33 protein-coding genes and 2 pseudogenes are annotated in these 24,005 nt (G+C 24.7%); 8 read left to right on the forward strand and 27 right to left on the reverse strand.

Features of this window, described 5'->3' with window-relative positions:
• Positions 1-332: 332 nt before the first annotated feature.
• The 23 genes and pseudogenes from AACL22_RS07260 to AACL22_RS07365 form a co-directional block, all read right to left on the reverse strand.
• Entirely contained in the window at positions 333-1,370 is a 1,038-nt protein-coding gene (locus AACL22_RS07260; protein ID WP_338990831.1) for a hypothetical protein, read from the reverse strand.
• On the reverse strand, positions 1,370-1,912 hold the full coding sequence (locus AACL22_RS07265) for a hypothetical protein (RefSeq protein WP_338989258.1): 543 nt from the start codon (positions 1,910-1,912) through the stop codon (positions 1,370-1,372). Before AACL22_RS07265 ends, AACL22_RS07260 begins: the two co-directional genes overlap by 1 nt.
• Before the next feature lie 61 nt (positions 1,913-1,973).
• Positions 1,974-2,624, reverse strand: coding sequence for a hypothetical protein (locus AACL22_RS07270; RefSeq protein WP_338990834.1), 651 nt, complete (start codon positions 2,622-2,624; stop codon positions 1,974-1,976).
• A 14-nt stretch (positions 2,625-2,638) separates the two neighbouring features.
• The gene (locus AACL22_RS07275) at positions 2,639-2,908 is read right to left on the reverse strand and encodes a hypothetical protein (RefSeq protein ID WP_338990836.1); all 270 of its coding nucleotides are present in this window, start codon (positions 2,906-2,908) and stop codon (positions 2,639-2,641) included.
• Between the two features lie 15 nt (positions 2,909-2,923).
• Positions 2,924-3,859, reverse strand: coding sequence for a hypothetical protein (locus AACL22_RS07280; protein WP_338990838.1), 936 nt, complete (start codon positions 3,857-3,859; stop codon positions 2,924-2,926).
• Positions 3,860-3,871: 12 nt separating this feature from the next.
• Positions 3,872-4,780, reverse strand: a complete 909-nt coding sequence (locus tag AACL22_RS07285) for a hypothetical protein (protein ID WP_338990840.1) — start codon at positions 4,778-4,780, stop codon at positions 3,872-3,874.
• A 189-nt stretch (positions 4,781-4,969) separates the two neighbouring features.
• The gene (locus tag AACL22_RS07290; RefSeq protein WP_338990843.1) at positions 4,970-5,467 is read right to left on the reverse strand and encodes a hypothetical protein; all 498 of its coding nucleotides are present in this window, start codon (positions 5,465-5,467) and stop codon (positions 4,970-4,972) included.
• A 36-nt stretch (positions 5,468-5,503) separates the two neighbouring features.
• A complete protein-coding gene (locus AACL22_RS07295) occupies positions 5,504-6,730 on the reverse strand; it encodes a hypothetical protein (RefSeq protein WP_338990845.1) in 1,227 nt (408 codons plus the stop codon).
• Between the two features lie 18 nt (positions 6,731-6,748).
• Positions 6,749-7,207, reverse strand: coding sequence for a hypothetical protein (locus AACL22_RS07300; protein ID WP_338990847.1), 459 nt, complete (start codon positions 7,205-7,207; stop codon positions 6,749-6,751).
• Between the two features lie 11 nt (positions 7,208-7,218).
• Positions 7,219-7,617, reverse strand: coding sequence for a hypothetical protein (locus AACL22_RS07305; RefSeq protein ID WP_338990849.1), 399 nt, complete (start codon positions 7,615-7,617; stop codon positions 7,219-7,221).
• Entirely contained in the window at positions 7,598-8,329 is a 732-nt protein-coding gene (locus tag AACL22_RS07310) for a hypothetical protein (protein ID WP_338990852.1), read from the reverse strand. Before AACL22_RS07310 ends, AACL22_RS07305 begins: the two co-directional genes overlap by 20 nt.
• 1,151 nt (positions 8,330-9,480) lie before the next feature.
• Positions 9,481-9,669, reverse strand: a complete 189-nt coding sequence (locus AACL22_RS07315; RefSeq protein WP_338990855.1) for a hypothetical protein — start codon at positions 9,667-9,669, stop codon at positions 9,481-9,483.
• A 247-nt stretch (positions 9,670-9,916) separates the two neighbouring features.
• Positions 9,917-10,054 (reverse strand): hypothetical protein, encoded by a 138-nt coding sequence (locus tag AACL22_RS07320; RefSeq protein ID WP_338990857.1) that lies wholly within the window; start codon positions 10,052-10,054, stop codon positions 9,917-9,919.
• A 158-nt stretch (positions 10,055-10,212) separates the two neighbouring features.
• Positions 10,213-10,500 carry a hypothetical protein gene (locus tag AACL22_RS07325; protein ID WP_338990859.1) on the reverse strand — a complete coding sequence of 96 codons (288 nt, stop codon included), beginning with the start codon at positions 10,498-10,500 and terminating at the stop codon, positions 10,213-10,215.
• Between the two features lie 13 nt (positions 10,501-10,513).
• Positions 10,514-10,636, reverse strand: coding sequence for a hypothetical protein (locus AACL22_RS07330; protein WP_338990862.1), 123 nt, complete (start codon positions 10,634-10,636; stop codon positions 10,514-10,516).
• A 68-nt stretch (positions 10,637-10,704) separates the two neighbouring features.
• A complete protein-coding gene (locus AACL22_RS07335; protein ID WP_338990865.1) occupies positions 10,705-11,043 on the reverse strand; it encodes an HNH endonuclease in 339 nt (112 codons plus the stop codon).
• Positions 11,044-11,052: 9 nt separating this feature from the next.
• The gene (locus AACL22_RS07340) at positions 11,053-11,247 is read right to left on the reverse strand and encodes a hypothetical protein (protein WP_338990868.1); all 195 of its coding nucleotides are present in this window, start codon (positions 11,245-11,247) and stop codon (positions 11,053-11,055) included.
• Positions 11,248-11,250: 3 nt separating this feature from the next.
• Positions 11,251-11,412: pseudogene (locus AACL22_RS13815) on the reverse strand (recombinase RecT); the annotation flags it as partial.
• Positions 11,409-11,699, reverse strand: coding sequence for a recombinase RecT (locus AACL22_RS07345; RefSeq protein ID WP_338990870.1), 291 nt, complete (start codon positions 11,697-11,699; stop codon positions 11,409-11,411). The pseudogene AACL22_RS13815 and the gene AACL22_RS07345, both read right to left, overlap by 4 nt.
• A gap of 3 nt (positions 11,700-11,702) precedes the next feature.
• On the reverse strand, positions 11,703-11,873 hold the full coding sequence (locus tag AACL22_RS07350) for a hypothetical protein (RefSeq protein WP_338990872.1): 171 nt from the start codon (positions 11,871-11,873) through the stop codon (positions 11,703-11,705).
• A gap of 1 nt (position 11,874) precedes the next feature.
• Positions 11,875-12,078 carry a hypothetical protein gene (locus AACL22_RS07355; protein ID WP_338990875.1) on the reverse strand — a complete coding sequence of 68 codons (204 nt, stop codon included), beginning with the start codon at positions 12,076-12,078 and terminating at the stop codon, positions 11,875-11,877.
• A 648-nt stretch (positions 12,079-12,726) separates the two neighbouring features.
• Positions 12,727-13,008 (reverse strand): hypothetical protein, encoded by a 282-nt coding sequence (locus AACL22_RS07360; RefSeq protein WP_338990877.1) that lies wholly within the window; start codon positions 13,006-13,008, stop codon positions 12,727-12,729.
• A gap of 28 nt (positions 13,009-13,036) precedes the next feature.
• Positions 13,037-13,234 carry a hypothetical protein gene (locus tag AACL22_RS07365; RefSeq protein WP_338990879.1) on the reverse strand — a complete coding sequence of 66 codons (198 nt, stop codon included), beginning with the start codon at positions 13,232-13,234 and terminating at the stop codon, positions 13,037-13,039.
• Between the two features lie 182 nt (positions 13,235-13,416).
• Between AACL22_RS07365 and AACL22_RS07370 the strand changes: the two genes are divergently transcribed.
• The gene (locus AACL22_RS07370; RefSeq protein ID WP_338990881.1) at positions 13,417-13,725 is read left to right on the forward strand and encodes a hypothetical protein; all 309 of its coding nucleotides are present in this window, start codon (positions 13,417-13,419) and stop codon (positions 13,723-13,725) included.
• 35 nt (positions 13,726-13,760) lie between these two features.
• On the opposite strand, the gene AACL22_RS07375 is transcribed toward AACL22_RS07370, so the two are convergent.
• On the reverse strand, positions 13,761-14,501 hold the full coding sequence (locus AACL22_RS07375; protein ID WP_338990883.1) for a DNA-methyltransferase: 741 nt from the start codon (positions 14,499-14,501) through the stop codon (positions 13,761-13,763).
• An 888-nt stretch (positions 14,502-15,389) separates the two neighbouring features.
• Here AACL22_RS07375 and AACL22_RS07380 point away from each other — a divergent pair.
• From AACL22_RS07380 to tpx, 7 genes and pseudogenes are all read left to right on the forward strand, one after another.
• Positions 15,390-16,232, forward strand: coding sequence for a hypothetical protein (locus AACL22_RS07380; protein WP_338990885.1), 843 nt, complete (start codon positions 15,390-15,392; stop codon positions 16,230-16,232).
• 306 nt (positions 16,233-16,538) lie between these two features.
• Positions 16,539-17,135 (forward strand): hypothetical protein, encoded by a 597-nt coding sequence (locus AACL22_RS07385; RefSeq protein WP_338990888.1) that lies wholly within the window; start codon positions 16,539-16,541, stop codon positions 17,133-17,135.
• Entirely contained in the window at positions 17,095-17,703 is a 609-nt protein-coding gene (locus AACL22_RS07390; RefSeq protein ID WP_338990890.1) for an AAA family ATPase, read from the forward strand. The genes AACL22_RS07385 and AACL22_RS07390 overlap by 41 nt, the downstream gene beginning before the upstream one ends.
• A 44-nt stretch (positions 17,704-17,747) precedes the next feature.
• Positions 17,748-17,984: pseudogene (locus AACL22_RS07395) on the forward strand (AAA family ATPase); the annotation flags it as partial.
• 180 nt (positions 17,985-18,164) lie between these two features.
• Entirely contained in the window at positions 18,165-18,386 is a 222-nt protein-coding gene (locus tag AACL22_RS07400; RefSeq protein WP_338990892.1) for a hypothetical protein, read from the forward strand.
• Positions 18,387-18,451: 65 nt separating this feature from the next.
• Complete coding sequence (locus AACL22_RS13820; protein WP_422397504.1) at positions 18,452-18,601, forward strand: 4Fe-4S cluster-binding domain-containing protein; 150 nt, start codon at positions 18,452-18,454, stop codon at positions 18,599-18,601.
• A 47-nt stretch (positions 18,602-18,648) separates the two neighbouring features.
• Complete coding sequence (gene tpx, locus AACL22_RS07405) at positions 18,649-19,485, forward strand: thiol peroxidase (RefSeq protein ID WP_338993037.1); 837 nt, start codon at positions 18,649-18,651, stop codon at positions 19,483-19,485.
• Here tpx and AACL22_RS07410 read toward each other — a convergent pair.
• The 3 genes from AACL22_RS07410 to AACL22_RS07420 all read right to left on the reverse strand — a co-directional run bounded on the left by AACL22_RS07410 (position 19,454) and on the right by AACL22_RS07420 (position 23,981).
• Positions 19,454-19,927, reverse strand: coding sequence for an HIT family protein (locus tag AACL22_RS07410; protein WP_338990894.1), 474 nt, complete (start codon positions 19,925-19,927; stop codon positions 19,454-19,456). The two genes, tpx and AACL22_RS07410, sit on opposite strands and share 32 nt — an antisense overlap.
• Before the next feature lie 92 nt (positions 19,928-20,019).
• Positions 20,020-21,741: a lipoprotein gene (locus AACL22_RS07415; protein WP_338990897.1), complete on the reverse strand. Its 1,722-nt coding sequence runs from the start codon at positions 21,739-21,741 to the stop codon at positions 20,020-20,022.
• Positions 21,741-23,981 (reverse strand): hypothetical protein, encoded by a 2,241-nt coding sequence (locus AACL22_RS07420; RefSeq protein ID WP_338990899.1) that lies wholly within the window; start codon positions 23,979-23,981, stop codon positions 21,741-21,743. The genes AACL22_RS07415 and AACL22_RS07420 overlap by 1 nt, the downstream gene beginning before the upstream one ends.
• Between the last annotated feature and the right edge of the window lie 24 nt (positions 23,982-24,005).

A 24,005-nucleotide genomic window follows, 5' to 3' on the forward strand; every position in this document is an offset into this window, starting at 1 on the left:
TTGATTAAATGGTTTTTCTTGTGCTTTAATTTCTTTTCAATAATTTACTGTAATTGGTGGATTAGAACCAATAAAATCAAAATATAATGAATATATTTGTACTTGACAATCTGAAAAATAAAAATATCCTTCTTCTAATCTATTTGGTTTTGAAATTAGTTTAAAATAATAAGGAGCAATTAATTTAATATCATCATTATAGCCTTTATTAATTGCATACTTGCTATATGTATAATTTGATAACATATAAATAATTTGTTTAAATCTTTTGACAACATTTTCATTAAGAAATGTGGAATTATCTAATTTTCAATTTTCAAATAAACCATCAATTACATCTTCTGGTTTTTGTCCTTCAAATTTTTGGCGCAGTTCAGCCGCTTTATTGGTAGGATTACCTTTTCATCGTATTTTGCTCCTTGAAATTTACGGTCATAATTATAACGATATGTTAAATAATTTAATAAAACTTTTTCTAAACCATTTTTATTTACCAAATCTAAAATATCTTTTCCTTGAATATAGTTTTTGGCTATACTTCATGGTAAAAAACTTTCAGTAAATCAATACTGAAATATTCTTACATTAGGGTTTGTTTCAATTGGCATTGATAGTAAAGGTACTAAACTAGCGTTTTCAACTATTGATGATGGATAAGAATAAACACCATTAACATTGCCTCAACACTTAATATTTCCAAATAACATTGATTTAGGGTATTTAATTTCAATCCCAGTAAATACTGTGTCTTCGGGTAATGATTTTTGTAATACTAAATGAATACTATTTTGGTTTTTTCATTTAAAATCAGTTATTTTAACTAAATGCATAGATTTAATAATATTAACACCATCGGGTGAATAAGGGCCTTTGTATTCTTCAATGATATAACATTCATTTTTGTTATCTTCACTAATTGGCTCATTAATAGATACTATTTTTAAGTCATAGGATTCTAAAAATTCTTTGTCTTGTTTTGAAATATCATTAATTAAAATATCTTTTTCATCAATCATAACATAACTTGTGCTATTATCTTGGACTGTGGTATTTTGTTGAATTTGTAATTTAAAGTTAAAATCACTAATTTCATAACCAGTTATTTTAATATATTCATCTTTGTCAATAAAACCTATTTTAACGCTATTTTGAGAGTAATTTAAGATTGGTTTTTGCTTTGTCTTAACAATATTATTAATTTTATAAATATATAAGGTTCTTGCACGGTCTTCAGTAAATAATTGTTCTAAGTCAGGGTTGCTGTACTGCGATTGAGCAGCAAAATCTAACGGAATACTATCGATTGAATAGTCAATTGGTTCATCATTTTCCGCTAATTGTGCTAACATTTTTTCAGATGGTTTTAACATTATTCTTGTTCTCCTTCTTCATTAGGCATATTGATAATAGTTTCGTTGTTTTTTAATTGTCTGTTTAAAGTAGCATTTACTGGTAAGCGAACATCAACAATTAACTCATCAATATTTTTAATATTGAATGTTCTACTGTTTAAAATCGCATTATCATATTTAATTAACTTAATAATGAATTCAGTTAATTTAATTTCTCTAATATATATCATTTGTTCATATGATGCGTTTGTTTGAATATTTACTCCCGCAACTTCTGCTTGTGTTTGTTGGGCTCCCTTGGCGATTGCGGGAACATGATGGCGATTTATTTTATAGTAATTAGTTAATAATCAATCATATATTTTGGTTAATTGTTCACCTTTAAAATTACCCGCAATATAATCTACTGGTTGAAAATTACTATCAGGGTCTCCTTCAACTAATAACAAGTCATTTTCAATAAATGAAGCTAGCATTTTACTAATTTCTTGGTCAACTACACCAGTCACGCCGTTAGTATTAATAGTAAATTTACCACTATTTAATAATGGATCTAACATTATCTTTTCAGCAATAATATCCTAAAATACTAGCAACTTGTTTACCATAACGAGCAGAAGGCTAAAAATTAGGGTTATTAGGAATAATTTGAATTGGAATAAAATTAAGTGGTAATATTTCTTCTCTTTGTAAAGTTGTATAGTTATTTCATTTAGCATCATCAATATATAAGTCGGTAATAGTACTATATAATCGTGTTTTTAACTTTCTAATAACTTTAACTTGTTTAGTTACAGCATCAATCTCTAATTTTTCAGTAATAAAAATACTCTGGTCATTTTTAATATAAGAGTCATAATCAAAAGTACAAGATACTAAATTACCTAATTCATCATATTGGTCATTGTAAAAATCAATAGTAATAAAATTAAGTTTTGAATTATTAACAAAAATAAAGTATGCACCCCTACCATTCTTATTAATTTTATATTCGTTATATCAATTTTTATTAGTAAAGTCTTGCATCTTTAAAAAGTTATTAATTAATTTAGTATCTAATTGTTGATTAGTAAGTGGATTATAAATGCTAATTTCTAAATCTCGTGGATTTAAAAAATTAGCATTATCTTCACAAATTCTTTTTTTTAAAATCTCATTATGTTTTTGAACAGTAACATTTTTACGATTAGTAATAGTTGATGCTAAATTAAGATAATAACTATCAATATCATAATCTTTTTTTATTTTCTTTTTTGCTGGTAACAATCCCATTTATAACTTCCCCTTTATTTTGTTTCTTCTTTTTTAATAACATCTTCAATACTATCTTCTTTTTGTTTTTTGTTATGTGTTTTGATAAATCTAATTGTTTCAATAATCAAAACTATAATTCCAGCTCCGATAAGCATTGCTGAAACAATAACATATGCCGGTCAAGAAATACCTAATGTTTTTTCTCCTATAAAACAAATAATAATTCCTGCGATAAAAAACAATGATGAAACTCCAAAGATTTTCAAAAACATAATTACATCTTTAATATTTACTTTTGGCATAATAACATCTCCTTTCTAATTTACCTTTTTTCTTTCAATAAACACAAATCCCAAAGGTCTAAATGTTGCTGGACCATTAACTCCAATATTAATCAATCCATCAGGATTAATAGATAATGCTAAACATGCACTATTAACACCTATTTGATCATATATAACACCTATTGTTTGTCTAAAACTATGCCTTGTTTGCAACATCCCTTGACTTTTTAAATCTCCTTTGATATTTTTTCCTGAGGCTCAAATTCTATAAATATAATTTTCTTTATCAAAATTAGGAATAGTATATCCTTTTTGTCCAACTTTAAAATCACTAGTATCAACAATTTCTCAATCTGGAACTTTTGGTATAACAATTGATTTTTTTAATTCATCTAAAATTTCTTCTTTTATTTTTGCAAGTTTTTCATCTTTAATTTTTTCTATAACAAGTTTATCTAATAAAGCATCAACTTCTAATTGAGTATAATATGCTTCTAAATCAATCATTGTTAAATCAATACCTTCTTCTTGAAAAGTACGAAACATTTTCTTTAAAGTTGTTAAATTAGCCAATGATTTTGCATAGGTAGGCAATAGACCTTGTCAAGTAATCATAGGGTCATTTTGCGATGAATAATTAATATCACCAACACTCATATTTGCCGAAGCAAAAAACTCAATTGGAATGCGGTTAAATGTTCAATGCTCAATCGTAATAAACACCATATTAATACAAATTTTCTTTAATAATGGATCTTTAAATGTTTCAAACTTTAGTTTTGAAAATGGATAGTTTAAGTAAGAATTAATCATATTTTGGGCTCTTAAAGCAAATGTTTTAAATCATAATTCTACATCACCTTTAAAGAACTTATTATAACGAACTGGAACTTGTGTAATTTTACCTGTCATTGGAATAAAATTATTATAATTTTCCAAAGTAACATTTTGTCATAATTCATTTAACATTTAATCATCTCCTTATCATTTACTTTTTTTAAAATATATTTTCTTTAATATAAATTTTTTACTATTTAGTAATGTTTTTGTTTTAATTGTTTTGTTTAAATCTTGTTTTGTTCTGAGTTGTTTATATGCTTGAAATACTAGTTCATTACCTAACAAACTAGTAACCACACTATCTTCTAGCGTATTTAACAATTTATCTTTATTAAAGTTATTTTTAAATTGTTCTTGCATTTTTAATATCTTAGCAATTATCCGATATATTTTAAAACTATCTTTTACTACTTGCTGATAAACAAGTGGGGCAAAAGAAACTAAATTAAACAAACTTGTTTTTTTAAATCCCCAACCAATAAACCACTCACTGTTCATATAGAATTTAAACGGTTCAGGAGCCAAAACAAACTGTTCTGCTTTGATTAAAGTTGTCATAACGACAATAGGGACATATTTAGGATTTTTATAATATATTGTTAAAGCAACTTCGCCCGCAACTGATAATGGAACAATTTTTACTGCTAAAAAAACATCAGAACCATAAGCAAAGGGTAATAATTGGCCTTTTTTAATAGCTTTAGTTTCAAATTTAGAGAATATTTTTTTAGTTTTATCAGTAATTTTATTAATTACTTTTTGTTTAATTGTAATTATTTGTTTTTCAATTGGGACTAATAATTTTTTAGTTACTTTTTGAATATAAAAATTTGGGTTTAAATGATTTAAAATTTTATTTAATTTAATTGGTGTTTGGTGAAAAATATTTAATAATTTATTATTATATATTTTACTGCTCCGCATTAAATTAGCATTTAATAGTAGATTTTTACCAACACCTTTTTTATGAAGATTAGTCATAATGTTATATCACTCATTAGTATTAATTTTGCTTATTTTATCAATATTTAATCCATATTCATATAACAATTTATTAGCATTTTTTTCATTTACGCGCGGTATTTTTTGAACTAATGTAGGGCTTATTTTTTGAATATTTTTCTCAATTTTTAATAAATTATTAATTGTTTATAAATTAGAAACTTTAAAACCTTTATAAAAATCATTTCGGGCCAATTTACCAAATGTATATAATAAAGTTTCATTATTAGCCTGCTTTTAAAAATCAAATATTAATTTATCAGATAAAATCTTTTTGCCTGTAACTTGTCTTACAACATCTTCTAAATTATTAGCAGTTATTACACCTAATTTTTCAAGTAATTTAGTTTCTTTTGCTAATTTTAAAATTCTAGTTGTTCGAGCAGCACGCGTTAATTTACCAACACCGCCAATTGCTGGTAACAAATTTAAGGCGGTACTTTTTGCTGTTACTTCTGATGTTAATTTATCATATATTTGATTTACGGCAAAATCGGTTGCTGTTTCTACTCCAAACGAGATAAATGCTGCGGCAAAATTAGATAATCCCGTACCAAGACCAACAGCCGAAGCAATACCACCAGTTAAAACTGATAAACCAAGAGCTAAAACTTGAATTCCTAAAAATTCTAATAACTGTAAACCAAAATTTTTTTCTTGTTGTTGGATTGACAACCTAGTTGGATTTTTTTTAACAGCATAAATAAGAGCTGTTTTAGATGTTCTAATTGGCATATCTATCAAACGAAAAAGTACTATTTTTTAGTACTATTAAGAATTTTTAATTTTAACATCAATCGGAGATGTTTGACCAGTAGCGTTGTTTTTACTTTCAATTTGAACAGAAACAGTTTTATCATTTGTAATATTAATTGGTCAATCTTCACCTTTACTTTCAATAAAGTAATCAAAATCACTTTCAGTTAAAGAACTATTTACGGCTTTAACTGCTTTTAAAACAACATCTTTAAATTGTGGTTTTAACTGTTCTGCTGTTGTTTGTGTTGGATTTACAACATGAATAGTTGGTTTATCTAATTTATTAATTTTACTAATATCAATTTTTGTAACAATATGTTTAATAATTCCTTTAGGTTCAACTACTGCTCCACCTAAACATAAAACTCTTTCCATAATTAAAGTATTACCCATTCCAGTACCTAACGCAGCAGCACCAACCCTTAGCGGAGTATGGTCTTTTTTGCGTAAAATAAGAGGATCATATTTTTTACTAAATTTAAAGGCAATTGCATTAACTCCGTTTGGTAATAATTCAATTGTTCCTTCTGAACCATCTTTATTAATAATTGGTAATTTTTTAGGAACCATATAATATGTTGTTCCTTCAACAGTTTTCATTGCTCCACTTGTTTCAATTACGCTATTTATTTGGTCATTTGCGCCAAGTTGTAACTGTAATTTATTACGAATTCCACGAATAAAATCAGCCGAACCCAAGACAACTGTTTCTGATGGGGTAAAGCCATTTTCATATATTTTATCCATAATTTCATCGTGGATTTGTAAAGCATTTGTATCATCTGATTTTTGGCCTTGAATAGTTGTAACAGTTCCTTTATTAATAATTTCTAAAATTTTATTGCGTTTATAAGCAACTTCAGTATCCATTGCTTGCTCAATATCAGCCGCCCAAAGATTGGGATTAAAATCACTTTCTACTGGGTCTAATTTACGAGCAAAAGTTAAAATTGTATCTAATTCAACTGTTCCATCTTCAAACTTTACTTCAGTATAGTTTAAAAGACTGTCATCAGTATTAAATACTTTTTTATCTTTTCCTATACCTTCATTATATTTAATATTTTTCTTTCTTTTATATGTTAAACCAAACTTATTTGCTTCTTTTCACGCAAATAATGCCTCTCAGCTAAATTTTTGTTGATAAGTTTGTAAATATCATTGGTCAAATGATTCACAATCTTTTTGTGTTGCTTGATTAACAATATCGCCGAATATTCTTTGTGGATTTTGTGCCATAATTTTATACCTTCTTTCTTATTTATTAAATACATTGTCTGTATCTAAAATATTGTTTTCTTTATTTTCTGATTTTGGTACGCCACCAGTATTAACTGTTTGTACCTTAATTAATTCATCATAAACACTCTGCAATTGTGCTTTAATGATTTCAATATCATCAGTAATATCATAAGATTTTAATAAAACATTTTTAAAATCTTCATTATCAGTTAAAGAATTAATAAAATCAATTACTTCAATTTGTTTTAATTGAATTGTTTGTTCTTCAATTTGTGAAGTTAATTCAGTATTTTTTGTTTGTAGTTCGTTGATTTGTTGATCACTATTTTCTAAATTACTTGCATTAAATTCTTCAACTTCAACAGTATTTTCTAAAATAATTTCAGCAGTTTTAATATCTAAACTACCATCTTCATTTTTAATAGGTTCATTATTTTTATCAATAAGAACAAATTTTACATTTTTTAATGCCATTGTTTTTCCTCCTATTTTTTAATATTTGTATTTGTTCTTTTTCTAATCGCTTTTTGTATAATTTCGAAACTATCGACTCGAAAAGAAAAAAAATAGCGTTTAGTTTTTATATTTAACTGATTAAATACTGAGCCTTTAATTTTTATCTCATCATCTTTTTTTAATTTCAAAAAAGCAGATACAACTGACGGATTATAAATTGATAATGTTGAGTAATTTAATCCTTCTCACTGACATTTCGCAGAACAAGCATCAACTTCAACACCACCAGCAACCAGTGCCTTAATTTTAGTTTTAATTGGGTTTTCATGTAATCTAACAGTTAATTCTAACTTATTAACTTTTTTATTTTTTATTTTAGATTTATTAGTTATTAATTTTTTAAGTAAATTACTTTTTGTTTGTGCCATTTTTATCAACTCCTTCTGTTATAAAATATTGTAAATGTTTTCAAGCATCGTGTTCGTGCTCTGTCATTTTAATATTTCCTTTATAAATATAATTTTTCTTAACAACTGGCGATTGTAAAACATAATTTAAATTAAATAGATATTTACATAAAACTTTTAAACCACCAATAAATTTAGGAGTAGCTAATGGATTTTTTATTTTTAAACCTTTATTAAGTTGATAATCTTCAATTATTACAATAACTTTATTTAAATAAGAACAAATTTTATTTTTAAACTCATTTAATATTAAATACATATTATTTATTGCTTCTTCTTCATTTTTAGAATTAAAAGTAATATTATTAATTATTTTCTTTTGCAAAACATTATAAATAATCATACCAGTTTGTCCAATTCCAGCAGGGTCAATTGCAATAATATATTTTAATTTATTTGTTTTATTTTTTTTGTCAATTTGTAATATTTTTCATCCATCGGATGCTAAATCTAAAATATCGTTAATTTTGTAATGTTGCATATAAGAAGCAATTACATCTCAATTGTTTTCAAATAAAATTAAGTACATTTTGGCTCATTCTAAACATTGCAAATCATAATGCTTTTTATGATGTGAAATACGACAATTAACAGGCTGACAATTAACTCAATCAAATGACGTTGTTATTTCATTTCAAGTTTTATTAATATACAAACTTTTATATTCTGTCATTTATCTATACTCCTTAATTATTTTTATTTGTTGCTCAAATTTCATCATTAATATCATTTACCGTTACTAGATAAGCTCGTATCATTAATTCTTGTAATTTATTTTTAATTTTTTTATTTCATTTTTTCATCAAATATTTTCCTTTCTGTAAAAAAACATAATATTCCTTTATTGGTTAATATTTTGATATTTAGTAAATAATTTATTTTAGTATTTAATTACTTCGCCCCCGCTTCACTTTGAAGGTGAGCGGGGGCGGGATAAGATATTTTGATAGAGTTTACCCCCATACGGAAATAAACAAAGAAACAGTTTACCCAGTTATTAATTACGCTTCATCCATCCCTAGACAACTTTATATAAAGAAAATAACCTTTTGGAGTTCCAACCCTCTTGTTTTTTTAGTGTCCGATATTGTTTTTTCGGTTTAACAGCACTCTTTTTATGAAAACAAGCAAAAAACACGCGCTCTGACATTTCGCAAGTGATTAATCTTGCCGAGAATTAAAGAAATAAATAGGAGTAGTAAATCCAATCGCTTTCACACTTTCTTTAAGGCTTCGTGCCATAGATGAGTTATTCATCTTTAAGCATCAAAATATTAAATTTTAAGTGCCGCATTATTCATTGGATAATACCTTTATTGAAAGGATTTATAAAAATATTGTTTATTTTGTGTAGGGAAAACAGAATTTAATCTGTTTTTTTATGATAAAAGTTCTAAATTTAAAGATACTATCCGATGAATAATGCAAATAAATTTATGTTTTTTAATATAAAAATAAAAAAAACAATCTCACAAGAGTTGTTTTTTGCCGGTTCATCGTACAGGACGCCTTTATTAAAATGTGAATAATATTATTTTTTTCTTGCGAAATTAAATTTTGATTTAAATAAATTTTTTTATCATATTTAACAACTCTCTTTATTTTTTACATTTTTGGCATTTATAAAATTTATTAAGCGTTAATCATTCTGAATTTGAAATTATAAACTCTTGCTTACATATAATACAGTCAATAATTATATTGCCATTAAACCGTGCTTTGGGTTTTGAATAATCTTTTTTTATGATAAAAACCACCTTTCTTTTTTCTAATATTTTATATTTGACAAATTATTTTTTTCTTTAATTGGTGTTAACTTTATTTTTAAACATTATTTTTATTTCAATTTCATATTTTTAAAATTTTATTTTCTAATTCATGGGTAATTAATCAATGTTCTTCGCATAATATTATTTCTTTTTTATATTTTAAATTTCATGCTAATTTGCCATTATCATTAATTATAAAAGATTTGCCAGAATAACCATAATTTTTACAAACATTACAAATCATTATTTTACATCCTTACTATCTAATAATTCTCATTTTGAATTATCTATTAATGACACCAATGCATTACCACACGCACATATTGATGTGCATTCACAATTATCATAATATTCAATTTCAAAATCTTCTTTATATAATTGTTATTGTTTTAATTTCATAATTTCTTTATCTTTTTCATCAAGTTCTTTTTTAAATATTTCGTTTTCTTCTTGTAGTTTGTCAAATTTAATTAATTCTGTTATAGTCATTATTAAATTTCTTCCAAATTCTTTTCCATAATTAAAGTATCAATATATTCATAAGCACTTTCTTCTGAATGACATTCTTCTAATGCTATATTAAATAAGTCTTCTTCTGTATAAACATAACCATTTTCGTCTTTTCACATATTATTCACATCCTTGTCATTTAATATTTTTATCTTCTAAATCAATAATTGTTGCTTTACAATAATTTAAATTTTCAGAATAAATTCTTGCTTCTTCAAATGTATAAAAATATAAAGTATTTATGCTATATTTATCCTTTGTAACTAATAAATATCTTTTATTTATAATTTATCACCTCATAATCTGCTTCTTCATCTTCTAAATAATCAGAAATTAAACTTTTAATTTCATGAATTTCATATCATTTTAAATTTAAGTCAAAGTCCACTGGTAATGATAAATTACCTACATGTCGTACTTCATTCCCAAATTTAAGATATAAATTTAACTCTCAATTTACATCATCACAGTTAATTTCTGCATAAATAATATCTTTATTTGTAATTTTTAAGGCTTTATTATTAATTCATTTTTCATTTAAGTAATCACTAATACAATATGACATATGATATTTCCTCCTAATTCTTTTTGTTTATTGCTCAATATTCATCAGTAATATCATTTTTTGATACTGGATAAGCTCGTAGCATTAATTGATTTAATTTATTAATTATGTATTCATTTAATTTTTTCTTTTTCATACATCCTCCATTAATTAACAAAGTTAAAAAACTTTATTAATTTTATTTTTTTATATTTACTTTTAGAATTATTTTTTATTTATTATGTATTCACCAGTTTCTAAATTAATTTCAGCGTTATCATTAAATGCTTTTTCATGCATATGTTCTTTGTTGTGACATTCTAAACATAATAACTCTAAATTATTTATTGATAATAATATTTCTTTATTTCAATTAATAAAATATTGATCTTTTATATATTTTTTATGATGAACTATTATTCCTTTATTTAAATAACCCTTATCTTTTTTGCATCTTTCACACATACCCATTTTTAAAGTGAAGTAATAATCCCTTACTTTTTTTCATTCAGTAGTATGATAAAATTTATTACGAATTGGACGAGTTTTATATTTATTATTCATTAAAAATTATTATTCTAATGTTAAATCATCATTAATTAAAACATTTTCATCAAAATTGTTATTTTTTTCATTTTCATTTTCATTATTAATATTGTTGTTTGATTCAATATTAATAAGTTGTTGATTATCAATATAATTTATATTGTTTTCATCATTAATAACTGTTTGATCATATTTATATGCTTCTTGCATTTCAATATTCATAATTCCTCTTTTTTTTAATAAGGTAGATAAAACAGTTTTAAAAGCCATATCACCAAAACCACTAACCATAAATTTTCCATATTTTTTATAAGTTTGTGAATATTTACTAAAATGACTTTCGCATTGTTCTTTTGTTCAAAATAAAGTTTTTTCAAAACCATTTAATAGTTTAAAATATGCGACATATCAATAGTTTCTTTTTTAATTCTTTGATTTTTATCTTCTATTCAATTAAAATTATATTCTTCCTTTAAAAAATTATAATTTTTTAATTCACCATCTTTAACTTCAATAGCATTAATAGTTAAATATTGTCCAGTTCTAATAGCAAGTTGAATATATCCTTTATAGCCGATTTGAAGTTGTGCCAAATACTTATTTTCTTTTTCATTGTAGTAAGGTAAAACAAAAATAAAACCTAAATTTTGATCTATTGGTAAATTTAATAACATGCCTTAATAACACGCTGATAAAATACTATTTAATTCACATTTACTAAATAATTTGTTTTTATTTCAAATTGAAAGAACATTTTTAACAAAAATATCTTTTTCTTTTTCATTTTTAAATTTTGTATTTAATCAATTTTTTGTGTTTGGTTGTTCTAAATAATTTTTAATTTCCATTTTAAATCTCCTCTTTAAAATTTGCACTATTTTTAAAAAATTGTGCTTTTGCATCTTGTAATTCTAAATTTAATTTAGTTGTTATTTTAAAATTAATTCTTTCAATTCCATTTTCATTTATAATTCAAATTTCACCTTTATCAGCAACATTGATACCATTGGCTTTTAATAAATGAGCATATCCTGTAATTTGTAATTGTGCCATTTTATTTTTTAAGTTCAACATTTTTTCAAGTTTTAAAATCAACAACAACTGCATTATTATTTTCCATATAAACCAAATCGGGTGTACCACAAATTAATCCATCTGAAATTGGTTGTTCTATTATTGCTATAATTTTTTTAAATTCTTTTTCAATTTTTTTAATAAAATCATTAAACTTTTTTATTAATGGAAATAATTCTTTAATTTCATTATATTCAACATTTAATAATTCTAATATTTGATTAATATTGTTTCGTAAGTTTTCATTTTTAATACAATCGTATAATATTCTTGATGCAAATTCATGAATAATATTCCCCTAATTATTGCTTTATTAAAATATGTAGAACCTTTAATATTAGAATAATTTATATTAAAATAGTTACTAACTATTGATGTAACACTTGGTAAAAATTTATTATTAAATTTATATCTATGTTCATCTTTTCAAAATTCAGCTTCATACTTTAAATTAATATTTTTATCAATAAATTTCATAAATAATTTAATAATGAAACTTTGTTTTATAATTAATTTCTAATCCATCAATTTTAGGATTTTCAATTTGTTGATTTTTTATTCAATTTAAAACATAGTCTGTATCAAGTTCTTTTTTGATAAATTTATTAGAAACTTTGTTAATGTCAATTATTTTAATATCATATTCTTTTTTTGCTTTAATCCTCTAATTTTTAATTCGTTTTCACTAATTAATTGATCAATAATTCCAACATTATTAGTTAAATTCTTATTTTCTAAAATTAGTTGTTGCTGTTTTTCATACCAATAAACTTGTTTTTGTAAAATTTCATCTGTTAAATCTTTAAATTTATTGCTAATTTCTTTTTCAAATAATAATAAAATTCTTCTTACTTGATTTAAAATAGTTTTTGATGAAGAAAGTGGATTTAAGTATTTTTTTTCTTCCATTTTTAAAATAGACTTTAATTCGCTACCATTATCTGCATCTTTTTTTAATTGTGTAATTAATAATTTTATTTTGTAAAGAATTAAAATAATCAATATTATTTTTATCAGTTATTTTTGATATAAAATCTTTCAAATAATTTAAAGAATCATTAAGTGAATTCCTTAGTTTTTTTTCATCTTCAATATCATTTTTAGTTATTAATTCTTTTATAGTTATTAATTCCATATTTTTTATTTCTTCCTTTCGTTATTTAATATTAAATAGTTTGATTATTTTTAATGTTATAAAATATAAAATTGGTAAACATATTATATTTGTAATTAATATTCCGATAATTATTTGTTTTATACTTAAAACTCCAAGATTTAATCAAAAAAAGAATAAAATCAATCGGAAGATAAATAATTATGTTTGCTAATAAAATGAGAATAATTTTAATAATATGATTTATTTTTATTCAATTAATTAGTTTAATTAAAATGGCCAATAAACCAGTACCAATATTTCAACATAATGATCCCAAAGTAAAACCTCACAATGTTAAATCTGATAGAAAATGTCCCATAAATTCAATTAACAAACACCAATATCAATTTAAAATAAATCCGCTTATAAAAATGGGGATTAAAAATAATGAAATTGATGTTCTTGGAATAATTTGTATTCGCATTACTTGTGATAATACAACCATCATCGCAATTAAAACTGGGACATAATTTATGTTTTTGATTAATTGAAAGTTATTCATTTTTTAAAAATTTAATTTAAGTTGTATTTTCTTTAATCGCTTTTGTATTATTGCAAAATAATTATTATTTATTTCACAACCTAGTCATTTTCGGTTTAATTGTTTACAAGCATAAGCGGTTGTACCACTTCCCATAAAAGGATCTAAAATTAAATTATTTTCTTTACTATGTTTTTTAATCAAATCGCCGAATATATTTAATGGTTTTTCTGTTGGGTGTTCTGTTTTTTTATAAGATGAACCTATTGGGTTTTTAAATATTGTTTTTTTATTTTCATAGTTTTTTATATAGTTTGGTATTGGATATTTTTTAGAATAAATAATCATACAATATTCTTTATCTTGAAAAATAAAATTATTAGTTGGCATTGGATTTATTTTTTCTCAAAAATAAAAATCAAAACTCATATTATTTTTATAAACTCAATCTAGATAATCTTTAATTTGTCTTTTATTCACTCAAATTAACATAAATTTATTTTTTGAAATTCTATAAAATTCATATAAATAAGTATTTATATCAAATGAATTATGTAAATTATTATCATAAATAGCATTAATATATTTATTTATACTTTTTGATATTTCGCTAGAATTTATTTGTTCTTTTTTTCTTATTGGTAAATCATATAAATAAGGTGGATCAGTTAATATTAAATCAATGCTATCATTTTCTAATGTTTTGACAAAAGATAAAGCATCACCATTTATTAACTTACCTAAATTAGTATTAAATTCTTTCATTAAATTATCATCCTATTTTTTGTATTTTATTAATTTAAAATTATTAAATATTTTTTTAGCATTATTTTTTATATATAATTTTAAGATATGTTTATCAAAAATATTTAATTTAATATATTTATATTGTTTGTTTATGATAGAGATTGAAATAAATATATTATTAATACTTTTTTACTTACTTTTACTATAATTTATTTATTAACAAATATATTAATTTTGTTATTAACTAATTATTTATGAGAGAGTGAGAGAAATATTAATATTTTCTTTTTTATCTCTCTTTCTATCTGTTTTTTAAATAAATATATTAAATATATAGTAAAAATAAATTTTTGCACATTGAAAATATGCAAAATAGTAAAAATGGCACACCGAAAAATACTATTAAGTTTTCAAAGAACAATTAGTTATTTAATAAAATATTAAATTAACATATTTTAATTAATCAGTGTGCCAATATTAGATTAATATAATGGGAACAGAGAAAGGACAACACCTTAAATTAGGAGAAAAACAGGTACACTTTGTAAAGATTTCTAAGATATTTAATAAATGTGTAAACAACTTAAATAGGGTATCAAAAAGTTGTAATAAAAGGTTTCTATTTTAAGAATTTAAGATGCTGTCCTTTCTCTGAATCAATTAATAATTTTGGTTTTACAAATAAAAAAACCATTTTAGTAAATGGTTTATTATTTTTATTCAATTTCTATCTATTTTCTTAAAACCCTTCTTTTTTACATGCGACCACAAATTATACAACATTATCAAAAATTAACATTATATTTATATTGTGAGAAAGCAAGAAATGAGCACAATGATAATAAAAATCGAGATGCTTTTTAAAAAATAAAACTTGAATTAGAAGAGGTGTTAATATAAATGAGTATGAGTGTTGAACAAGTAATGTATAATTACCAAAAAAAGATTGAACAATTAAATTTAAATATTAACTTTGTTAAAGATAATTTAAAATTATTATTACAACAATTACAAGAAATTGATGCTAGTGGGTTAAATTGTCAACAAATTGAACAATATTTAGTTGAGTTAGATCAAATTTTAACTGATTTAAAGGATAACCCGTTAGTTAAAGAATTTAGTAAAGTTGAACATGTTGAATTAGAATTGGCAAAAAGAGTTAATTTTTTCTTGGAACAAAAAACCCTTCGTTTAGCAGAAATTCAACAAAAAATTGAAGTTTTGAAAATAAAAGTAATTGAAGATGAAACAAAACAACGGTTATCTAATTTAAAAAACCGAGTTAATTTAAATTATCAACAATTAGAACATGAATTAATAGCAATGTTTGATGATAATGAATCAAAAGCTTTTATTATGAATTTTTTTAAAACAAATAAGAATCATTTCAGTAATTTAAACCCAGAGGCTATTTCTGACCTTGTTCAAACAGAAGTTAAAAATTATCATACTTCAACTGATTTTTTGAAAAAACAATATCTTAGTAGTTTTAAAAAACAAATTAATGATAATAAATTTGTTAATACAGAATTAGCTTCAGCATTAGAAGAATTTGCCCAAATGCCAGCAGCTGATACTATTTTTTTAAACGCAAAAGCTTTAGCATTACAAAATCAAATTATTAATAAACAGTTAGATGAATCAGCGCGGAAACATGCTATTATATCAATTTTACAAGCAATTCAAAAACGTGCTTTTATTGTTGATAGTAATAATATTCGTATTACGAAAAAAAAGAAGATAGTTTAGTTATTGTTTACGCAAAAAAAGTAACCGGAGAAGAGGCAATTTTTAAAGTATATTTAGATGGGCGCTTTACATATAAATTCGAAGGTTATGAAGGTCATGCACATGATATAGATGAGCAACCGTTTATTAACGATTTATCAATGTATGATGTTTCTTTATCAAAAGAAATGAAAAAATCTTATTTAAATCCTGATAAAATTATAAATCAAGCAAAGATTTAAATTGATAGTAAATCAAAAAAGAAATAATTAACATTTTTAGGTTAAAAAACATTATAATTAAAGAAATAGTTAGAGGTGACTATAAATGAGTGTAAAAAGTAATTTAGATAAGTTAAAAAATCAAATTGGAATTAAACGATGTGTTATTCTAAAAGGCAATGTTAATGATATTTATCAAACAAATAGTGGTTATGTTGGTTTAAAAGATCGATTATTTGGATTATTAAGAGAAAAAGGTTTTAATAATATTTTTATGTGAGACCGGATTGATGGTCTAAGCGGAGGAAATCTGAAAAATTTAACATTAACAGTAGAAACACAACAAAAGAGTAAAGAAGGTGAAGCATATGATTTTGGACAAGAAGTAATTAAAAATGCAAATGAAGAAAAGAATGGTCCAACAGGACAATTTCCAACTTTAGCAGAATTTTTTACCATTGTTCGTCGTAATATGTTAGTTGCAAGTTCTAAAAAAGTTGCTTTTATTGCTGACTTTTCTGATTATTTATTTTCTAATGAACAGACCTTAAGTGAAGAAGAGCGTGTTAATTTAATTTCATTAAGTAAAGCTTTTCGAGATAAAAAATTTGATCAATCAGAAATAATTGATTTTGATACAGCTATTATTTTTATCACTAATAGTGTGTGTTGGAAAATTACCAACGTCATTTTATTTGCATAATCCAGATGTAACAACAATTACTTTAACAAAACCAAATCGTGAAGAACAAGAAAAGTTCATTTTAACTAATAAGAATTTTTTTAAAATTACCGAAGATTTAAATACTGATATTTTAAAATTACAAGATATTTATGATACGATGGAAGAATGAACTTTGAAAGAAGTTTATCAATTAATTAAGTTTTCAAACAATATTTCAGAACGCTTACCATTTGAAAAATTATTAAATTCTTATCAATACGGTGATAAAGTTTCGCCATGAAAAGAAATGAATTATGAAAAATTAGCAACTATTGAAAAAGAATTAAAAAACCGAGTTATTAGGCAAGATCATGCCATTGAAAAAGTGAAGAATTTTGTTTATAAAGCTTTTACTGGATTATCAGGTGTTCAATATTCATCAAAACGAACAAAACCAAAAGGTACATTGTTTTTTGTTGGACCAACTGGAGTAGGAAAAACTGAATTAGCAAAAGCATTGGCCAAATTTTTATTTGGTGATGAAAAAAATTGTATTCGGTTTGATATGTCGGAATATAACCAAGAGAAGCAAGTGATCAAAAATTAATTGGTGCACCACCTGGTTATGTTGGTTATGAAGAAGGGGGACAATTAACAAATGCAATTAAAGAAAGGCCATTTAGTGTACTTTTATTTGATGAAATTGAAAAAGCCCACCCGCGAATTTTAGATAAATTCTTACAAATTTTAGAAGATGGTCGTTTAACTGATAATAAAGGTCAAACTGTTACTTTTTCTGATTCGTTTATTATTTTTACTTCAAATATTGGTGCAAGTGAAGTTGATGATAATTTATCATTTTTAGAAATTGAAAAGCAATTTATTCAAAAAGTATCTGATCATTTTCGAACTGAATTAAAACGACCAGAATTATTAGGGCGAATTAGAAATAATATTATTCCGTTTAATTTTATTAAAAATATTAATTTTAAAGCAAAATTAATTACACAAAAATTACAGCCCATTCAAACAGCTGTTTGAGAAAAATATAAGATTAAATTAGAATTTATGGAGTTACCACAAATTTTACCAATTATTATTCAGGATGCTGATGATAAAAAAGGTGATCGTGATTTGTTAAATAGTATTGAAAAGCATGTCGTTGATGGACTGAGTTCATTTATTTTTGCAAATCAAACTAAATTTAAAGCTGGAAAAACAATATTAGCACAGCACAAGCAAATGGTCATCAAATTGAATATTGTTTTAAATAAAAAATGAGTAATTTAATTAATTTTAATTGTTTTGTTTCTTTTTCAACCATTGAAGGACCTGGAAAACGATTCGCATTATGAATGCAAGGTTGTATTATTAATTGCAAAGGATGTAGTAATCAGGAAATGATTCCTCTCATTAATCGGAATGTAATGAAAGTCAGTGACCTTTTTAAGGCGATTATAGACGCTAAAGAGCGCTTTCAAATTGAGGGGATTACCATTTTTTAGGGGGAGAACCATTTATTCAACCACGAGCGCTCTTAGAACTAGTCACTTTATGTCAAACAAATAATTTAACAGTAATTGTTTTTTCTGGTTTTTTATATGAACTATTGCAAGAAAAGCATCCAGCAATTTTATCTAAAATTGATATATTAATTGATGGACCATTTATTATTGAAAAGTTAGATAAAAAACGACGATTAATTGGCTCTGCAAATCAGCGTGTGATTAAACTAAGCAATGTTTATCAGAATAATGATTATTTTGAACAAAATATTATTGAAGCAGAATTTACTGTAACTAAAAATAATAGTATGATTATTAATGGAGATGGAGCTCATCTCATTAATAATGAAGAAAAAATAAAAAAAAAAAAAAAGGCTATAAAAATGGGAGCATTTAAATTAGTTGTTGCTGTATTTTCACATTTTACCCAAGATATTATTAAAGTTGGTGATAAGTTAGAATTTAAAGGAACTAATGCTGATATGAGTGATTTTCTCCTTAGTGATGTTAAAACACAATATAAAGTTATATCGGTAATTCCAAGTATTGATACAAGTGTTTGTTATACTCAAACTGTTAAATTTAACAAAAATATGAAAGATTATACTAATGCACGATTAATCACAGTCTCACGTGATTTACCATTTGCGCAAGAAAGATGTTGTGAATCTTTTAGAGATGAAGCACATTTTTTAGTGTCAGATTATAATTATCGTGATTTTGGGACAAAGACAGGATTAGTTTTTACTGCTTTGCAAGTTTTGCCACGAGCAGTTCTTATCTTAAACCAAGATAATATTGTAGAATATCTTGAAATTGTTAATCCAATTGGAAATGAACCAAATTATCAAGCTATTTATGATTTTTTAGATAGTAAAAAATAAAAAAGTATTTATAAGCAAAATACTTTTTTTTAAAGATTAACATTTGTTGAATTTCTGCCAAATCACGTAGTTTTTCTTTATCAACATTAATCTTAAAGTTATATCCTTCATCTTTTTGATATTTTGGAATAATATGAAGATGATAATGAAAAACCTTTTGAAAAGCCTCACTTTTTTCATTGCTAACATAATTAATTCCAACAGGTTTTAATGTTTGATACATTTTTTCAGCAATTATTTTTCCAATTTTAGCAACTTCTGTTAAGTACTCATCATCAGTAACACTATAATATTCAAAGTGCTTTTTGGGAATAACTAAGGTATGACCATCACTATTGGGGAATGCATCTAAAAAAGCATAAACTAAGTTATTTTCATAAATTTTTTTACTTGGTATTTTTTGGGCAATAATTTCACAAAAAATACAATTGTTTTCATTCATATTAATTTCAGCTCCTTATGTAATTAATTATAGCAAATAACTACTATCGTTGATTAATTAAGTTATTTTTAATATAAAAAAAGAAGATTTTTTTAATCTTCTTTAAGAATATATGATCCGATTGCATCATACAAAGTTTGTGAATAAACATTTTCTGGATTATTGGCAAAGGCTAAGGAATATAATCTTGTTTTTGCTGCTGTTTGTAAATTTTGTTGTTGTGCAAAAGTATATTCAATTCATTTTAGGATTTGACCTTTAATATTTTTATTTTTTGTAATGTCAACTGGTGTTCCATCTTCATTATAAAGAGCTTCACCATTTTCATTGTATGTTCCTAAATAACCTTTTTCATTATATAATCATGATAATGAACGCTTAATACCACCTTGTTGTGCTAATCAAGCTTGATCTAAATCAGTTGGTGTTCCTCCTGACCCGTATCAAGTTAATGATAATTCTTTATTGTTTTTATTATCATTTTTATAATTAATATTCATATTTTTCATTAAATCAACAGCATAAATTGGTAATACTAAGACAACTGACCCGTATCTTTTATTTGTATCTAAGAATTGGTAACTTGAAGGGTCTGTTCCTTCACCTGATTTTATAATACCTGGTGTTTCTGTGTCAATAATTTTTTGTTTATATGCATCAGCATTGTTTAAAGTTGTAAAAATATCATTTGGGTTTTTATTTTTATCAATTCCAACAAATCCTTTAAAACCACTAATCCCAAAAATTGGATCAATTCCATCTTTAATCATATTATTAAAGATTTTACTTTGGTTTTTCTTATTAAACATGTCTTTAAGTTTTTTTATTAAAATATTCTGATTATTAGTTAAATCAGAATTTAATTGTTCAACATTTGCTAATGGCCCTTTATCCCCATCTTTATTATTAAATAATTTGTCTAATTCTTCTTTATCTAGTTTTAATTCTCACACCATTTTAACATATGATTTTCATCGTGCTCCACTAATGGTATCTCATGATTGAATAGCATTAAATAATGCACTATTTCGATTTAGATAAATTGAACTATTATCTCCGCTACCATAGCGCTTAATCTCGTTTTGGTGTAAGTATGTTGCAGTAATAATTTTATCAATAACTGCTGGTACTTCAACATGTGTATAATAATCTTTAAACCGAACTTTTAATGCAACTTTTTTTTCATTTTCTGACATTACATTAAAGTCAGTATAATTAGCTCCAGCACTTTTACTTTTAATTTCGAAATTAGCTTCTCCTTGCTCTTTTCTTGATTTCATATAATTTGGTTTATCTGTTCCTTTTCAGAAATATGATTGAGTACCGCCAACATATCAACCTTCTGATTGATAATCAGGTGCATATCCTTGTCCTGCAATTGTTGTTTCTAAAGGTGTTGAATTAGAAATTCCAGTAAAGTATTTTGTACTTAAATTATCAAGTGCAACTTGCTCAATAAAGTTAATAAATTGTTTTATTAATAATGAATCAGGTTGGTTAACATCAATTGTTACTCCGGTATAACGTGCTCTTGTTGCTTCTTCTGAAGCATAGAAAAATTTTGAAATATTAATATCTAATAATCTTACAGCCATTTCTTTTAGGGCTGCTTTAGTGAAAATGTCATTAAATGAATATTTGACAACATTTGATTCATTTTTTGAATTAATTTGTACAATAATTCAACGTTTAACTTCATCAGCAATTGCGAGGTCGATAAATCTTTCAAAATCTTTTTTTACACATGCATAAAGACTTGTGCCAGTAGAAGAAAGAATAGACATTGCTCCTAAAATACTTAGTAGTTTTTTCATTATCGTCTACCTCCTATTTTAAAAAAATATTTTATTGGATCTGTTATTTCAGGAGGGAATTGATACACTCATAATGGAGTTTCTGCCAAAATAGTTGATTTTGTGTAATTTAAACCAATTTCTTCATGTCATACTTTTGCGTTACTAATTTTTTCAACAATAGTTTTTGGATCAATCTTAGCAGCGGGTCCTCCCATTTTATATCCTTCAATTGTTTTATTTTCTGCTTCAAAACTACTGTATAAACGTTGAACAGCACCTCCTGAAAAATTAGTTGACATTGCATTAATAATTGAAATAAATCAATCATGATTTGTCTCATGTTTTTCTGAATCTTTAAAAGTAAGAAAGTTTTTCAATCATTCTTGAGGACCAGCACCATTTGTTAAGATTTTATTATTAAAATTATTGAAAAAGTCATAAATTCAAAATCATCATGTTTTATCATCAGTTGAACCAGAACTTAATGTAGCATATTTTTTAACTTCATTTAAAACATTAAATTTTAGTTTACTGTTATTATTGCTATTTACTAAACTACGATTTACTAAATATAATAAGTATTGAGCATTACTAAATTGTGTATTCATCTTTTGTTTTGTTTTGTCAACTATCATGATTTCTGATTTATCTGTTAATGAACTATAATAATTACTTGAATAATTTAAACTTTTAAATTGTCAATTGCTATCATAAGTGTCGTATGATGTTGGGTCAGCATCCTTTAGATATTCGTGGCCATCAATATGAACTAAGTTTAAACCATTTGTATCAAAGAAACTAATAACAATATCATTAGTAGTACCAATTTTTCAGGCAGCACTAATTGGATCGGTTGGATTTTTACGATTAATTTTACTTACCGCACCATTTATATCACCAGGCGCAGTTTCACCAGGTGCATTAATGCTATTATATACACTTGATTTTAAAATATTTGATTTAACAGCATCAGCTTGTGTACTTAAAGTTAATAAATCTGATGATGGAGTAACTGTACCTTCACTGTTAGTAGTAAAGTCTTCTCAACTCTTAGCTAAGGATAAAGTTCCTAAATCTTTATTAATTTGTGTTTTTGTTGTTTCATCAAAACTATCTGCTGTAAAACCAGTATCAGTTGGTGTTGCTCCGGATTTAAAAGCATATGTTATTTTTGAAATTGCTAAAGGTTTTTCATTTTGGAATCATTTTTCAATTATATATTTTTGAAATAATGATAGTTGCCCAACATCATATGTTTCATTTAATTCAGGAGTACCAACTGATGATTTAGATGAATTTTCAAAAACAGGTGTTGCAACTGGTGGATGATTACTCATATATTCCGTAATTTTATAATTAAAAGTTCCTAAATCTGTTGCAATTGTATTAATACGAGTATTAATTTCAGTGATTGTTAAGTTTGATAGATTATCAATAAATTCTTTTTCATCTTTATTTCAACTAAAAGCTAATGCCAATTGAGTACGTAAATTTTGATTGTCAGTATTTCAATCGTCTGCTTTATTTCCGTTTTTAAGGAAACTAGCAAAATCTCTTAAAATTCTAACTGCGCTTTCAGTGTTATTTTGTTTGTATACACGCATATTGTTATTTAATAAAACATTAGTTAACATTTGTGTTGCACTAATTCCGTCATTAGCACCAGCTGTCATAATGGCAGCTTTATAATTTTGTTCTTCAATTTCATATTTTTTGTTGCCACTAGCACCGCTGATATCTTTATAGTTTGAATCTAAAAAATCATGATATTTTTTTTCTCATTTTTTTTTATCACTGTCTTTAAAACTTTGTTTCTTTTTCTCAACAGTATTATTTGTATTTGTGATTAGTAATTGTCATTGTGTTTTTAAAATGTCTTTTAAATTTTTATAATCAGCAATATCACCGATTGTAGTTTCTTTTGATACAAAAAATTTATCAGGGTTCGCTAAAATTGCAACGCTTAAAATTTGCATTAATTGAATTGACATTTTGATTCTTGTTGTGCCATCTCATTGGGTTGGATCATTTGTTCATTTTCCATTTCCGGCATCTACAAATGGATTTTCTAAGACACTTCAAATATCGGGAGAAGTGATTTTTTTACCACCAAAAATTCCTGGAATTCATGCTCAGATGCTATCACCATTTTCATTTTTATGTTGATTATTTTTTTCTTTAGTACTACAAGCCGCCGTTCCAAATGCGGTTGCGCCCACTAATATCATACTGCTTAGTGATGATAAAAGTTTTTTCATTTTAGTTCATCCTTCCTCTTGACT

It is taken from the genome of Spiroplasma endosymbiont of Seladonia tumulorum (assembly GCF_964020235.1).
Taxonomy (GTDB): Bacteria; Bacillota_I; Bacilli_A; order Mycoplasmatales; family Mycoplasmataceae; genus Spiroplasma.